Raw genomic sequence first — 15,292 nt, 5'->3', positions numbered from 1 at the left:
AAAAGGAAAGATAAAAAGGAACCATTATGACGACTCTAAATATTCAGAACATGACCACGAAAACGTTAACAGCACTAGCCATTAGTTCATTTTCATTTGGTGCTAACGCTTCTATTGAACCACAGCAATGTGAAAACGTTCGCTTCGCTGATGTAGGCTGGACTGACATTACCGCAACAACCGCCGTTACTTCTGAACTATTAAAAGGCCTTGGTTACAAAACCAAAACCGACCTACTTTCAGTACCGGTGACTTACTCTTCAATGGCAAACGGCGACATTGATGTATTCCTAGGGAACTGGATGCCAACCATGGAAGGCGATATTGCTAAATACCGTGAAGCGGGCACCGTTGAAACTGTTCGCGCCAACCTTGAAGGTGCGAAATACACGCTAGCTGTACCTAAGTACGTGTACGACGCCGGTGTTAAAAGTTTCGCAGACCTAGCAAAACATGCCGACAAATTTAAAGACCGCATCTACGGCATCGAGCCTGGTAACGATGGTAACCGTCTAATCCAATCGATGATCGACTCTGACGCATTCGGTCTAAAAGATTTCAGCCTAGTTGAATCAAGCGAAGCCGGCATGGTGTCGCAAGTATCACGCGCAGCACGCCGTAGCCAATGGATTGTTTACCTTGGTTGGGCTCCGCACCCGATGAACAGCAATGTTGAAATGGAATATCTTTCAGGCGGTGACGACTTCTTCGGCCCTAACTACGGTGGCGCGAATGTTTACACCAACGTTCGTTCAAACTACCTGTCTGAGTGTGAAAACGTCGGTCAACTTCTACAAAACCTAGAATTCACTCTAGAGATGGAAAACCAGTTGATGGAAGAGATTCTTAACCAAAAAGTAAAGCCAGAAAAAGCGGCTCAACAATGGTTGAACAACAACCCTCAACAAGTTGAAGCTTGGTTAGACAACGTAAAAACGCATAAAGGTGAATCAGCGACTCAAGCGGTTACTGAATACCTAAAGCAAGTTAAAGCTTAGTTCTACCTATCTCAACAGCTACATAAATAATAAAGGTGGGCTTGCCAATTTATCGATTGGTTTGAAGTAGCCCGCCCATAATAAAAGGCAATATTGTGAATTTTATTACGGAAAACAAAATCCCTGTCGGACAATGGATGGAAGCGGGTGTTGATTGGCTAACAATCAATGCAGCAGGATTCTTTGACGCTATTTCGATTTTTCTAGAAACCGTCATTATGTTTTTAGTCGATGTATTTAAGTGGATGCCGCCTGCTCTGCCAATCGTGATTACCGCTGCGATTGCATGGTACTTACACCGTAAACTCTCGCTGGTGATCTTTGTGGTCGCGGCACTGCTGACTATTCTTAACCTCGGCTACTGGCAAGAAATGCTGGAAACCTTTGTTCTCGTCTTTGCGGCGACAACGATTTCCGTATTAATTGGCGTACCGGTTGGCATCATGGCTGCTCACCGTCCTTGGCTCTATACGATGTTGCGCCCAATTCTCGATTTAATGCAGACCGTTCCGACGTTTGTGTATTTGATTCCAACTCTGGTTCTATTTGGCTTGGGCATCGTGCCTGGCTTAATCTCGACCATTATTTTCGCGATAGCTGCTCCGATTCGTTTGACCTACTTAGGGGTAACGAAAGTCCCTGAAGAGCTGATTGAAGCGGGTAAAGCCTTTGGTGCAAGTCGCATGAAGTTACTGCTCAAAGTTGAATTACCTGCCGCTCTGCCAAGCATCATGGCCGGTGTCACCCAATGTATTATGTTGTCGCTTTCGATGGTGGTTATCGCCGCTCTTGTTGGCGCTGACGGACTTGGTAAACCTGTTGTTCGTGCATTGAACACAGTGAACATCTCACAAGGTTTTGAAGCCGGATTAGCGATTGTTTTAGTCGCAATCATCCTTGACCGCTTGTGCAAAACACCAAACCAGAAGGAAGCTTAATCATGTCTATCTCTCAGGAACAGAAGGCAATGGACGCGATTACCATCAAAAACCTTGATGTTGTGTTTGGTAACAAAGCCAATCAAGCGCTGGATCTACTCGATCAAGGTAAAACTCGCCAAGAGATCATTGATGAGACTGGCCAAGTTGTTGGCGTAGATAATGTGTCGCTGACGGTGGAAGAAGGCGAGATTTGTGTACTGATGGGTTTGTCTGGTTCTGGTAAATCATCTTTGCTTCGCGCAGTTAACGGCTTGAATGAGATCAGCCGTGGCTCATTGGCGATCAAAGATGGAGACAAGCTGGTTGATTTAGGTGAACAATGCGACGAAGCGACCTTGCGTCACCTTCGTACTCACCGCGTTTCTATGGTGTTCCAAAAGTTTGCTTTGATGCCATGGCTTAACGTATTAGACAACGTGGCATTTGGTCTTGAAATGCAGGGTGTCGCCAAAGATGTTCGTCGTGCTAAGGCGCGTGAACAATTAGAAATGGTCGGCCTAGCCGAATGGGAAACCAAATTCCCGCATGAGCTTTCTGGCGGCATGCAGCAACGTGTTGGTTTGGCACGTGCGTTTGCAATGGATACTGACATTCTATTGATGGATGAACCGTTCTCGGCGCTTGACCCATTGATTCGTGCTCAACTGCAGGATGAACTGATCACGTTGCAAAACAAACTAAACAAAACGATTCTGTTCGTGAGTCACGACCTAGATGAAGCACTGAAGATTGGTAACAACATTGCGATCATGGAGTCAGGCAAACTGATTCAACACGGTAAACCTGAAGAGATCGTTCTGACGCCGAAAACAGAATATGTGAAGGACTTCGTTGCTCACACCAATCCATTGAATGTGCTTAAAGGTCGTTCTTTGATGCAGCCTCTTGATTCGCTGACGCAAGAGAATGAAAGCTGGAAGATCTGCGATTCTAAAGACCTCTGGATTGAACAGAGTGAAGGTGCTTTATCGGTCAAAGGTGAATCTACTTTGGCGCTTGTCGAGTGGAGCGAGTCAGATGACTTAGCGGCGATCAGCGCGTCGAGTGTCGTGGTCACAAGCCCTGAAATTGGCATGCGTGATGCGATTAAGCTCAAGCAGATAAGTAACCATCCGATTTTGCTGGTTGAAGACAATCAATTGGTTGGGATCTTGGATAACAGCGAGTTCTACAACGCGCTGACAGGTAATTTTCAACTAAACAGTGCTGCTTAGTCTTTTGAACTAAAATAGTCAGATATCGAAACATTTAATAGGTAGTGGGGCCATCACAATCTCCCTACCTATTTGACTGCTCTGCTTTTTTATTTGTTAACGACTTCTGGCTTTTTGTTACCTTGTTAGCCGATATAAGAGCGAAAATCGTGACTCATTGAGCAAAAGTGTTGCCCTGCGCAAATTCAGAGGCATAGAAAAGATTGAGAATAGTATGAACATCAGTACAATGCGGAAAAATTAATGACGTAATTTATCAATTTACAGTGTAATTTGAGCGGTCCTGACTCCGATTTCATGAGAGTTCTTCGCTTCGACACTGTAAAACCACTCACAGTATATTAGTACAAAGGTCTGCATCTTGGACAAACATGACGAAATCCTAGTCGCTATTCGACAAATTATTCGCGCTATCGATTTACACTCGAAAAAGCTGAGTAAAGAGTATGGTTTGACTGGCCCTCAATTAATTCTAATGAGAGCAATCCAAGAAATGGGTAATGTGACGATCAAAGAATTGTCGAATCACACCAATGTAAGCCAAGCCACAACCACGACGATCATCGATCGCCTAGAGTTGAATGGTTACGTACAACGTATCCGTAGTGTTGCAGACCGTCGTAAAGTGCATGCGAACTTGACGGAAAAAGGCCAAGAGCTGCTAAACAATGCGCCACCGCCGCTGCAAGATAACTTCGTTAAAAAATTCCAAAACCTAGAACCGTGGGAGCAGAGCCTACTGCTTTCCTCGATGCAACGCGTATCATCAATGATGAACGCAGAAGACATCGATGCTGCCCCAGTGCTACAGCTTGAAGGCATTGCCAACGTTGCCAAGAGCTAGTCAGGAAGGTTATTTAATTGTTTTAAAACAATAAATTAGAATAATATTTAGTGGCCGCTTTAAGCGGCCATTTTTGATCTTGTAGCCTCTATCCCTTTGACTATTTCAGTCCAAACTGTCTTCCAATTACTCCTTTCGATTTTAAATTCCCAAGCTTTCTGATTTTTAATTTGTTTAACGTTTATTCACTTATTTCATAAACGCTTTGACGATTCTCTGACAAAATAACACTAGACCGACCGGTTTGTTGTGTATTATTGTGTGCCTCTCCTAACCATGAGGTGATGTATGAAACATGAATTGACGGCAACACAAATGACAGCGACGTTGAAGACTATGCAGGAAGCTTTTGCAGATGATCCGATGCCCACTGTGTCGGTGAGAATAGAACAGTTGCTTGCGCTGAAATCTGCTCTGATCGATTACACAGACCGTTTGTGTGCCGCGGTAAGTGAGGACTATGGTCACCGCAGCCGACAAGATACTTTGATGGCCGACATACTTCCTTGTTTAGGAAATATCGATCACACCATCGAGTGTTTGCCACATTGGTCGACATCTTCAATTCGCCACTCCGGTCCTTTGCTTTCAACTTCTCGTGTTGAAGTGGTTTATCAGCCTAAAGGCGTAGTGGGGATCATTGCCCCGTGGAATTTCCCTATCATGTTATCCGTAGGCCCGCTCATTTCAGCCTTGGCAGCGGGCAATCGCGCCATGATCAAGATGAGTGAATTTACGCCAGAAACCAATCACGTTTTAAGACAACTATTGGATGAAGTCTTCAATGCCAACGAGGTATGTCTTGTTGAGGGCGAGGTTGAAATTGCCGCGGCATTTTCGGCGTTGCCGTTTGATCACCTTCTGTTTACGGGTTCAACCCAAGTGGGTCGCCAAGTGATGAAGTCAGCGGCTGATACGCTAACTCCTGTCACGCTTGAGCTGGGTGGAAAGTCGCCGGTTATCGTGGCTGAAGATATGCCAGTCGATCTTGCTGTTGAGCGAATCATTTATGGTAAGAGCCTAAATAACGGTCAAGTGTGTGTTGCTCCAGATTACGTGCTACTCCCTGAAGAGAAGCTTGAAGCCTTCATTCTTGAGTATAAAAAACAGTACCAATTATTGTTTGATGAAGGGATCTACTCTGAGAGTTTAACCTCGCTCATTAACCCTCGCCAATGTGATCGTATTGTTGGTTTATTGAATGAAGAGCAGGAAGCTGGGACACGAATCGTTGCTTGCCATGACGAAGCGATGGACCTAGATACTCATCGATTGGTGACACATTTGATCGTTGAACCAAGCCTGTCATCCAAAGTGATGAACGAAGAAATTTTCGGCCCATTATTACCCTTGATTACGTATCGCAATATCGAAGAGGTGTTCCAAGTCATCAATAGCAAACCACGGCCTTTAGCGCTGTATCTGATGAGCTTTGATTTGAGTTTACAGTCCCAGGTTAAGCATCAAGTTCATTCCGGTGGAATGTGTATCAATGACTGTGTTTTCCATTTAGCGGTTGATGATGCGCCGTTTGGTGGCATTGGTGAATCAGGGCAGGGCAATTATCACGGTAAAGAAGGTTTTCTCACTTTCTCCCATGCCAAAACAGTTTTGGAAACGGGCTTAGATCATCGAGTTAAGCAGCTGTTTGCAAAAGAAGACAACGAATTAAAAACAGCAGTGATGAGCATGCTTGGTAAGTAAATCATTTCTGTCATTACGCTATTCATTATTAAGAAGTTATTTTTAGAGGTTATTTTATGTTGGAACGCTTTTTTGAACGAACCATGAAATCGTATTTGATGATTACTGGATTCTTAACCGCCACTGCTTTTTCCACTTTCTTGGCACCGGATTGGAGCATGCAGACCCTGTTTTCTTACAACGATACGATGATGGAAAATAAGGAGTATCTGTTGGGTACTTATCAGCACTGGGGCGTGATGGTTGGCTGTATTGGTGTGTTGCTGATGTTCTCGGCCAAGTACAAATCGCTGCGTACTTCGACAATGATTTACAGTGCATTTGAGAAGTCGATGTTTGTTGGCATCTTCTTATACAATGTCTGTATCAACGATTATGAGTGGTTTTATGGTTGGAGTGGCGTGTTTGCGCTCGATGCGTTTGTGACCGTCTACTCTTTGGTTTATCTGTATTACTATCTCAACCGAGACAAAACAAAGGTACCCGCTCATTTGCGTTAACCTCTGTCGTTTAGCTCGTTGATTCTAACATTCCTAAGCCCGCATTTGCGGGCTTTTTTCGTTTCCGACAAATGATCCTCAACGATCTTAATTGACATATCTTTGACATTAGCACTCTAGACCGACCGGTTTGTATTGGTTATTGTTTAGTCATCAAACATAAACGAGGTAAACACCATGACTACCAATAACTTTAACTTTCAACTGAAAACCATTGTTCATGCTCAAGAGAACGGCATCGAAAACATCCCTTCTTTGTTTGCTCGCCTAGGTGCAAAACGAGTTGTGTTTTTTTCTGACAAAGGTTTGGAGTCTTTGGGCTTTGTTGAACAATTCTCAGCGTTGTTTGTAAACCAAAAGGTGACCCAACTAGGCAATGAACAAGCGGCTCAGCTGGTTGGTGTGTACACCGATATTGCGCCAGACGCGACTTGCGACAACATCAACGCTGCAATTGAGTTTGCAAATAGCGTCAATGCTGATGCAATTTTGTCTGTTGGTGGTGGCAGTGTGATTGATGCTTCCAAAGGTGTGAAATACGCATTTCATAAGCAGATAGATGACATTCGCACCGTGATTGCGGGTGGCGGTCATATGGATGTGTGGCCAAATAATGAAGATATTCGAGTACCACACATTGCGGTTCCGACAACGGCGGGCACTGGCGCGGAAGCTTCTCCGATTGCTGTTTTTTACAACGAACATGAAAATATTAAGGCAAGCCTTGTTGCATCTGGATTGGAAGCTGATATCGCGATTCTTGATCCAACGATTACCACTAAGCTGCCTGCTCACCTGACTCGTTCTACCGCGATGGATGCGCTAACGCACGCGGTTGAAGCGATTGTCTCGCCAATGAGTAATGCATTCACCGATGCTTATGGAATTCAAGCTGCAAAACTGATTGTTGAAAACTTACCCTTGGCACTTAAAGAGCCAGAAAACCTAACAGCACGCGGCAACCTTCTTCAAGCTAGTACTATGGCGATCTCTGCTTTCTATTCGTCTTTGGGTGGCATTCCGATTCATAACTGTGCTCATGCCTTTGGTGCGATTAGCCATATCCCGCATGGTGATGCCAACACGGTACTGATGCCGGTTGTGATTGAGGCGCTGCCGGAATTCTATATGCCGAATGCGGCGAAGTTAGCTCAAGCTTTCTCGGTCGACACTACGGGAACCGATGAGATGGTTTACCAGAGAGTGTTGGATTTCTTAAATAATTTCCAAACCAGTGTCGGTGCGATGAAGCGTTTCAGCAGCTGGGACTTTGATGAGCAAGAGAAGAACAACATTGCTGAAGCGATTGAAAAAGACATCTGTTTTCAGTTCTACCCAATCTCGAAACAGACGATTGAAACCATCATTGAGAAAGCGATTTAAGTCTCTGCCTTAATCGACGGAATTTTATGACCATTTAGTTCAGCCCCTGATTCACTCACAACTATTACTCGAGAGCCAATTATGAAAATTGAAAACGTATTGCTATCAAGCTTGTGCATCATCGCGCCATTCCTACTTTTCACCTAACGCATTCAACAGGGACGTTGTGACCTTTATTCCCCGAGGAGGAAATAAATGATCAATAAACGTTTAACTACCGTGATTCTGACTGGTGTTTTGGCCGCACTGTTTTTTGCCAAAGCAAGCGTTGGAAGCGAAAGCTCTAAGAACGTAGGCACCATGGATCAATCGCAGCAGCATCAAGATGTCGCGCAATTATTGGATGAGCCTTATCAAGGGCAATTGGATGCTCAGATCTCTGTCGCTTACTTATATCTGAGCGGAGATGACGTAGAACAGAATGATGAAAAAGCCGCGGAGTGGTTCGTCACCGCAGCCAATAACGGTAGCCCTGAAGCTCAAACACAGCTTGGATTGATGTATATCTCTGGAAGTGGCGTTCAAGCCAGCCAAGCGGAGGGAGTCACTTGGATCGGCATGGCAGCAGCTCAAGAGTATGATCCCGCGCTCGACTTATTACATTGGATGTCGCAAGCCGCGCACTAATTCAAATCCTAATCAAAGTTAATTACAGAAAAAGTTATTCACAAAAAATTAATCACAGAAATTGGAGAACGTCTGATGCAGACATTCAAGAAATCTTTAGTGTTCACTGCAATGGCCGCGGCAAGCAGTGCTGCTCTTGCGGCTGAATCAGAAAAGCCGAATATTGTTGTTATTGTTGGCGATGATGTGGGCTTTGCCGATACACAGCCTTATGGCTCAGAAGCGGATACACCAAACCTAATGGCGTTGGCTGAAGAGGGGGTTAAGTTTACTAACTTTCACGCGTCACCAACTTCATCGGTAACGCGCTCTATGATGTTAACCGGAGCAAACAGTCACGAGGTTGGGCTAGGCACCTTCGACTATGCCGTCTATCCGGGCGCGATTGGTAAGCCGGGTTATGAAGGTTACCTCACCAAGAAAGGCGTCACGGTCGCAACGCTGCTCGAAGAGAGTGGCTATAACACTTACCTGTCTGGTAAATGGCATTTGGGACACGAGGATGGCTTCCTACCTGACGATCGAGGTTTTGGAGAGAGCTACGGTATCTTAGCGGGCGGTTCGAATCACTTTAACCGAGATATGATGTTCCCTGCCAAAAATGCCGCGACAGCGGATGCGCTGCAAAAAGGGGATATCCCCGGCGTTGAAGTTGAGCCAACTTACCGCAACGGTCAGGTGGTTGAGGATAAGTATAAAGGCGAGTACTCAGATCAAGTTTACACTAGTGAGCTGATCAAGATGATCGACAGCAAAAAAGACGACGGCAAGCCTTTCTTTGCTTATTTGCCTTTCACAGCAATTCATCTCCCACTGCAAGCTCCTGAATCCAGTTATCAAGACAAGATTGATTACTATGTTGAACATGGCTGGGATTCGATTCGAGAGGATCGTTTTGAACGTATGAAAGAGATGGGGGTGATTCCAAAAGATGCTGATATTTCAGGCCGTAATGCATTGAGCCGCCCTTGGGATTCGCTCTCTGAGAAAGAGCAGAAGTGGTATGGCAAGAAAATGGCTGTTGCGATGGGAATGATGGAGATGCAAGACCAACAAGTTGGGCAGGTCGTCGACTACTTGAAAGAAATTGGTGAGTATGACAACACTTACATTATGTATCTCGCCGATAACGGTCCAGAAGCTACTGATATTACCGGTGAAAATATTAGTGATCTGATACGAACCTGGACCGCTCATCACTTTGATAATTCGACTGAAAACTTAGGCAAGGCGAACTCCAGTGTGTCACTTGGTCCTGAGTGGGCAAGCGCTTCAACCGGCGGCCTATCTTGGTACAAAGCTTATACAGCAGAGGGAGGTATTCGTGTGCCGTTTATCGTTAAGCCAGCCAAAGCGCTTCTAGAAGGTGAAGATGCGTTGCAACCGGGAACTCAGACTGACGACTTATCCCAAGTGAAAGACATTGCAGCCACGATTCTTGAGATCGCAGAGGTAGAGCATCCAGGAACGGAATATCAAGGTCGAGAAGTAGCACCAATGAGTGGCGTGAGCTTGTTGCCTTACTTTAAGGGTGAAACGGCAGAGGTGCACAGTGCCGATAATGCGATTCCATTTGAATTGTTTGGCAGTGGAATTCTGCTCAAAGGCGATTATAAGATCATCCGAATCTCTACCGGTATGGGGGGGGACAGTGAGTGGCACTTATACAACACCAAGAAAGACCCTGCTGAGCAACATGACTTGAGAAATGAAATGCCAGATCTGTTCCTTGAAATGGTCGCTGAATATCAAGAGTACGAAAAAGTGCAAAACATCGTTCCGGTTGACGAAGCGTGGAACCCGTTTGAAAACGTAAAATAGAGGAAATGAACCACTCGGCCAACCTAATGCCATCAAGCTTGGTTGGCCGATGAACACCGTGTAAAGGAATTACGAATTGTTTTAGCTAATACAAGAACTTTTACATCGAGGCGCTCTTCATGACGACACTATCGCTATCAAACTTGAGTTCAATCCCGCAGTTCAATGCTAAGGCGCACAGCAAGCTTCAAGCGTTAGCAAAACCGATTGGGGCGGTGTGTAATATCAGTTGCACCTACTGCTATTACTTAGAAAAACAGCAGCTGCTTGAATACCCCAAAGGATCTCAATATGTGATGGATGAAGCGCTGCTAGAGCGTTACATCAAACAATATATAGAAGGGCAAAATACACCGGAAATCATCTTTTCTTGGCATGGTGGAGAGCCAACCTTGTTGGGGATTGAATACTTTCAAAAGGTCGTCGCCCTGCAGAAAAAATATTGCCCTAGCCACAGTACTATTAGTAATGATCTGCAAACCAATGGCACCTTGTTGAATGATGCGTGGTGTAATTTTTTCAATAAACATGACTTTATCATCGGTGTGAGCATTGATGGCCCAGAGCACTTACATAATCACTACCGAACCAACCGTGCAGGCAAAGGTACTTTTTCTCAAACAATGCGTGGCATTCGCTACTTGAAACAACATAACGTCGAGTTCGCGACCCTAAGCTGTGTGAATGATGTGACAGGTAAGTATCCACTAGAGGTTTATCGCTTTCTACGCGATGAAGTGGGTTCGAAGCAGCTGCAGTTCATCCCTGTGGTGGATAAGCGCGAGGCTCATACCAACAATCAATGGTTGAGCAACCAACAAGCGATCATTCCTGTCTCTGGCGAAGTTGAATCGTGGAGTGTCGGTTCAGCGCAATGGGGAGAATTCCTTACTACCATTTTTGACGAGTGGTTCGAACATGATTTTGGTCGGGTATTAGTGCCGTACTTTGAAAATTTTTTCGGTGTGTGGATGGGCAGAGAAAGCACCATGTGCACCTTGAGTGAGATCTGCGGCAAAGGGTTAGCGGTTGAGCCCAATGGTGATGTGTATTCATGTGACCATTATGTCTTTCCTGAATTTCAGTTGGGTAATATTCAGGAACAAGAACTTTCATCTTTAGCCTTTTCGCCAAAGCAACAGAGTTTTGGGTTCGCCAAACAGAAGTCTTTGCCGAAACAATGCCAAACCTGTGAGTTTAAGTTCGCATGCCATGGGGAGTGCCCCAAAAACCGCATCATCAAAAGCCGAGATGGTGAGGCAGGGTTAAATTATCTCTGTGAAGGATGGCTGAGCTTCTTCAAGCATATCGACCCGGTTATTAAGGGCTTACTCAAAGCCAATAATATTGCGTCTCGTCTAGGGTAGTGAGTTGGCGTGAATCGATTCAATCAAGATTTAAAGTGAGATAGAAGGCTCGCTAAATTGTGCGAGCCTTTTGGTTTTTGGTACTTGGTCGCTGGTATCTAGTCAGCCGATTCTTGTGCTGGGCTCATGGCAAGAATGGTTTCATCCATGGCATTGTTTAGAATCGAACGGTTGCGCTGCATCGCAGCCATGAGCGTTGAGCCTAGCCATAAGCCATAGAGCGTTCGAGATAGCGATTCTGGTTCTGCGATAGTGAAATCACCATCGGCATTACCTTCTTCAAACAGCTTTGCCATACGCAGGATGATCTTTTCCGCGCCTTCTGCCATAGTCGATTGCAACGGGTTAGCAGACCCAGAGACTTCTCCAGCCAGTTTTACGACAAGACATTGGATATTGAAGTCCTCAGTCAGCTTCGACGCGCACCAAAACTCGAAATAGGCTTTAACGCGATCACGACGAGAAAGCGACTCATCACTTAAAAAGTCGTTCAGCTTAGCGAGGTGCTCATCAAAGTAGTTGGTAAGAAGGATCTCGCCAAAGTGCTCTTTGGATTTAAAGTAGTGGTAAAAAGAACCCTTGGTGCCTTCCGCTTGGTTGATGATTTTCATCAGGCCAACACCAGCAAACCCGTGTTCATTAATAAGGCTAAACCCTGCATCGAGCATAGCTTGTCGCATGTCTTTCATTGTTCTTACTCTTTATGCTGAGAATGAGGAATAGTGTAACCAGCAACATACCAACCGTCCAGTCTAGCGCGTTAGGACGCTGTCAATAGTTGACTCGCTTCGTCAAAGTGACTTTTCTCTTATATCCCCCTTCTAAGCGACAAAACTTTTTTCAAGATAAGCGCATGCTATAAAACGAAAATAACAGCCTTAAAGAGCTTGTTTGGTGCCTTAAAATGGCTAATTTTTGGTATTTTAAGTTGCTGTTTTTGTTGGTTTTTAATTTGGTGTTTTCTTAAGATCGTAATGATAGTCTTAGCTTAATTTCTTTAGGGGGCTAAATGGATACTAATAACAGCACTTATCATCACCACAGTTTTGCTCAGCAAGATTTATCAGAGCTTACATTTACAGCCTGCACGTTTATCCGTTGTGATTTCAGACGTTCGAACTTACGCGACGCAACGTTTATTAACTGTAAGTTTATTGAACAAGGCGATATTGAGGGGTGCCACTTTGATGTTGCCGACTTACGAGATGCAAGCTTCCAGAATTGCCAGTTGGCGATGGCGAACTTTAGTAATGCAAACTGCTATGGGATCGAACTGCGCGAATGCGATCTGAAAGGCGCGAACTTTACTCGAACAAATTTTGCCAATCAGGTAAGCAATAGAATGTATTTTTGCTCTGCGTATATTACGGGCTGTAACCTGTCATACGCCAATTTTGAACAGGCTTGTTTAGAGAAGTGCGAGCTGTTTGAGAACCGTTGGATAGGAACGTACCTTGGTGGCGCGTCACTGAAAGAGTCTGATCTTAGCCGAGGCGTGTTCTCGGAAGATGTATGGGGGCAGTTCAGTATGCAGGGAGCAAACTTATGCCACGCTGAATTGGAAGGGTTAGATCCTCGAAAGGTCGACACATCGGGGATTAAAATCGTCGCTTGGCAGCAAGAGCAACTGCTTGAAACCATGGGTATTGTTGTAATGCCTGATTGATTCTTATCATTCGGTTGTAATCAACCATAGTCGCTAGAAGAAAAGCCCAAAGCTAATAACTTTGGGCTTTTCCGTATCTGGTAACCAGCATTTTATAATGATTTTTTAAAAAGAGAACGCTTGGTGAATAGAGAACTGATTGGCTGATTAGTGCATGCCTGAACGCATTTTGTCGGCCAGGGCAAAGAACACAAACAACACAAAACAGACCAGAGCAACACCCAATGAAACCAAGATGGTTGTTGCGTCTTTTGATATCAATGGAACGACGATAGAAGCTAACGCTACCAACATAACAAGGATATGAACGATTCGTCCGATGATCGGGTTTTTATGACAGAATGAAGCCCATAGGTAACGCATTTTTAACACCAGTATAATATTAGTGGGTTTATTCTATTTTCTTAATGAGTGTTTTGTAAATAACATTCTGTTACAGGAACCTGTAAATATGACCTAAGTCGTTTTACTATAAAACTGGTTAAATAACATAGGTTTATTTGTATTCTATAGAATGTATATCACCTAAATGATAATCATAGTATTCCGTATTCTTTAGGATGGTAAGTTAAATATTGTTCGATTTTCAGTTTTTGACTTAAGATCTCATTTACTGAGTTTTTTATTAAGAGCTCGTTTGCGTATAGCCATTGATATCGTAAATACCAACCAAATTTGAATCAGCCTAGAGCCTGTTATTCGTTTTATGTTATTTATCAAAGCGACTCCTCAAATTGAGAGCGAGGTAATCTTGTGAGTTTTTCTGTTTGATATACTCAGTACTCGTTCGATAAAGATGATGGAGATGATATGTCGAAAACCGCGAAGATCATTAATGAAGATAAGCTGGTAAAAAAAGCAGTTGAAGTCGGTTTTAAGATGGCAAAACTACAAGGTTTTGATTTGCCAAATTCATCCCAACCGATAAAGGTTAAAGCGGTGTACTTGTTCCTTGTTGAAGTCAATCAGATCACACCGTTACCTGACGATAAGCTTGATGGCGCGAACATCAAGAAGCGTTTAGCACTATGGCTTCATAAGGCACTGCCGGACAATGACCCGCTGAAGTAAGCTTGTATTACCTCATTTTGTATTTAAAACCTAGCGACCTTTCGCTAGGTTTTTTGCTTTTGGGTACAGTAAAAGTAGCCCCTAATATTCCCCCAAGCCTAACTTCATTCACATATTCGCCAACCTTATCTGCCATCAACATTAACGCGCATCATCTGTTCATTAGTTGCCTCAACGTACTTGTGAGTACTCAGTACGAGGCCCCAAACTTGACAGCTTGGATCTTACTAACAACTATTAAGTTGATGATCTTCAATTCGTAATCTATCGATTTACCGAACTTGAATGATTAAGAGCATCGGTGTGGATATTCGTTATGACGTTTAGTCTGACTGAACAGGATAAATAGAAAGGAAAAACCTCTTATGATGTCTTTACTGTTTTTGTTGTTACTAGTGGCGATGCTATGCGCCTTTTTCGATAAGAAGACCGCTGCTTATGGCTTTTTTGCTAGCTCAGTGATCCTAGGTTTGTATTGGTTTAACCACCATGCCACCGACCCATTATCGATCTTACTGTAAGGAGCTAGCATGAATCGAAATCAGTTAACTCTCTTGAATACACTTGGCTTGCTAGGTATGACAGCCGTTTTGTTGATCGGCTTTATTCTTCAGTTTGTTCTTAATGAGTTGCCTTGTCCGTTATGCTTATTACAACGTATTGGCTTTGTGATGGTGGCGTTTGGCTTCATGTTGAATGTGGTTTATGGGCCTCAATCTCGCCACTATGGCATCGTCCTAATTGGCGCTTTATATGGTGTTGCTACCTCGCTAAGACAGGTCTCGTTACATGTAATTCCCGGTACGCCTGGCTATGGTAGCCCCATCCTCGGGATGCATTATTATACGTGGGCTTTTGTTTTGTTCACGGCCACTATCTTTGCGGTTGCTGTGATCTTGATACTAACGAATAAGATAGAAACTCAAGAACCATACAAAATGAGCAATCTAGGGCGTATTGCGTGCTTACTGGCAATCGTTGTGGTTGCGCTCAATGCTATTGCTACGTTTGCTGAGTGTGGGCCTTATCAATGCCCTGATAACCCAGTGAGTTATTGGTTGCTTAATCAAGGTGTTGGTTAGAGCCGATTAACTAACAACAAAGCCACAGCATACGCTGTGGCTTTGTTGTTTGTGTTTGCGCTTTTAATTGTATA

Annotated in this window: 16 protein-coding genes; 14 read left to right on the top strand and 2 right to left on the bottom strand. The window is 44.1% G+C overall.

Annotation, left to right across the window (positions count from 1 at the left end; all coding sequences use genetic code 11):
* Positions 1-26: 26 nt before the first annotated feature.
* From CWO27_RS18775 to CWO27_RS18730, 10 genes are all read left to right on the top strand, one after another.
* Positions 27-998: a choline ABC transporter substrate-binding protein gene (locus CWO27_RS18775; RefSeq protein ID WP_107899369.1), complete on the top strand. Its 972-nt coding sequence runs from the start codon at positions 27-29 to the stop codon at positions 996-998.
* A 95-nt stretch (positions 999-1,093) separates the two neighbouring features.
* Complete coding sequence (gene choW / locus CWO27_RS18770; protein WP_102432469.1) at positions 1,094-1,936, top strand: choline ABC transporter permease subunit; 843 nt, start codon at positions 1,094-1,096, stop codon at positions 1,934-1,936.
* A gap of 2 nt (positions 1,937-1,938) precedes the next feature.
* Positions 1,939-3,153, top strand: a complete 1,215-nt coding sequence (choV, locus tag CWO27_RS18765) for a choline ABC transporter ATP-binding protein (protein WP_102432468.1) — start codon at positions 1,939-1,941, stop codon at positions 3,151-3,153.
* Positions 3,154-3,514: 361 nt separating this feature from the next.
* On the top strand, positions 3,515-3,997 hold the full coding sequence (locus CWO27_RS18760; protein WP_017632044.1) for a MarR family winged helix-turn-helix transcriptional regulator: 483 nt from the start codon (positions 3,515-3,517) through the stop codon (positions 3,995-3,997).
* 288 nt (positions 3,998-4,285) lie between these two features.
* Entirely contained in the window at positions 4,286-5,701 is a 1,416-nt protein-coding gene (locus tag CWO27_RS18755; protein ID WP_107899368.1) for a coniferyl aldehyde dehydrogenase, read from the top strand.
* Positions 5,702-5,757: 56 nt separating this feature from the next.
* Positions 5,758-6,201, top strand: coding sequence for a hypothetical protein (locus CWO27_RS18750; protein ID WP_048664473.1), 444 nt, complete (start codon positions 5,758-5,760; stop codon positions 6,199-6,201).
* A gap of 177 nt (positions 6,202-6,378) precedes the next feature.
* Positions 6,379-7,584 (top strand): iron-containing alcohol dehydrogenase, encoded by a 1,206-nt coding sequence (locus CWO27_RS18745; protein WP_107899367.1) that lies wholly within the window; start codon positions 6,379-6,381, stop codon positions 7,582-7,584.
* 195 nt (positions 7,585-7,779) lie between these two features.
* Positions 7,780-8,211 carry a tetratricopeptide repeat protein gene (locus CWO27_RS18740; RefSeq protein ID WP_107899366.1) on the top strand — a complete coding sequence of 144 codons (432 nt, stop codon included), beginning with the start codon at positions 7,780-7,782 and terminating at the stop codon, positions 8,209-8,211.
* A gap of 75 nt (positions 8,212-8,286) precedes the next feature.
* Positions 8,287-10,032: an arylsulfatase gene (locus tag CWO27_RS18735; RefSeq protein WP_107899365.1), complete on the top strand. Its 1,746-nt coding sequence runs from the start codon at positions 8,287-8,289 to the stop codon at positions 10,030-10,032.
* Positions 10,033-10,151: 119 nt separating this feature from the next.
* Complete coding sequence (locus CWO27_RS18730; RefSeq protein WP_107899364.1) at positions 10,152-11,399, top strand: anaerobic sulfatase maturase; 1,248 nt, start codon at positions 10,152-10,154, stop codon at positions 11,397-11,399.
* 98 nt (positions 11,400-11,497) lie between these two features.
* Here the strand turns inward: CWO27_RS18730 and CWO27_RS18725 are convergent, their stop codons facing one another.
* Positions 11,498-12,088, bottom strand: coding sequence for a TetR/AcrR family transcriptional regulator (locus tag CWO27_RS18725; protein ID WP_102432462.1), 591 nt, complete (start codon positions 12,086-12,088; stop codon positions 11,498-11,500).
* A 320-nt stretch (positions 12,089-12,408) separates the two neighbouring features.
* Here CWO27_RS18725 and CWO27_RS18720 point away from each other — a divergent pair, with 320 nt between their 5' ends.
* Entirely contained in the window at positions 12,409-13,065 is a 657-nt protein-coding gene (locus tag CWO27_RS18720; protein WP_102432461.1) for a QnrS family quinolone resistance pentapeptide repeat protein, read from the top strand.
* A gap of 147 nt (positions 13,066-13,212) precedes the next feature.
* Here the strand turns inward: CWO27_RS18720 and CWO27_RS18715 are convergent, their stop codons facing one another.
* Positions 13,213-13,428, bottom strand: a complete 216-nt coding sequence (locus CWO27_RS18715) for a hypothetical protein (protein WP_102432460.1) — start codon at positions 13,426-13,428, stop codon at positions 13,213-13,215.
* Positions 13,429-13,875: 447 nt separating this feature from the next.
* Here CWO27_RS18715 and CWO27_RS18710 point away from each other — a divergent pair, with 447 nt between their 5' ends.
* The 3 genes from CWO27_RS18710 to CWO27_RS18705 all read left to right on the top strand — a co-directional run bounded on the left by CWO27_RS18710 (position 13,876) and on the right by CWO27_RS18705 (position 15,218).
* On the top strand, positions 13,876-14,136 hold the full coding sequence (locus CWO27_RS18710) for a DUF5062 family protein (protein WP_017061084.1): 261 nt from the start codon (positions 13,876-13,878) through the stop codon (positions 14,134-14,136).
* Between the two features lie 365 nt (positions 14,137-14,501).
* Positions 14,502-14,657, top strand: coding sequence for a DUF5993 family protein (locus CWO27_RS23630; protein ID WP_017061085.1), 156 nt, complete (start codon positions 14,502-14,504; stop codon positions 14,655-14,657).
* 9 nt (positions 14,658-14,666) lie between these two features.
* On the top strand, positions 14,667-15,218 hold the full coding sequence (locus CWO27_RS18705; RefSeq protein WP_102433561.1) for a disulfide bond formation protein B: 552 nt from the start codon (positions 14,667-14,669) through the stop codon (positions 15,216-15,218).
* Positions 15,219-15,292: the final 74 nt, after the last annotated feature.

It is taken from the genome of Vibrio sp. 10N.286.51.C3 (genome assembly GCF_003050065.1).
Classification (GTDB): domain Bacteria; phylum Pseudomonadota; class Gammaproteobacteria; order Enterobacterales; family Vibrionaceae; genus Vibrio; species Vibrio crassostreae.
The sequence above is the reverse complement of the archived record's forward strand: the minus strand, read 5'-3'. Positions and strand labels throughout refer to the sequence as shown.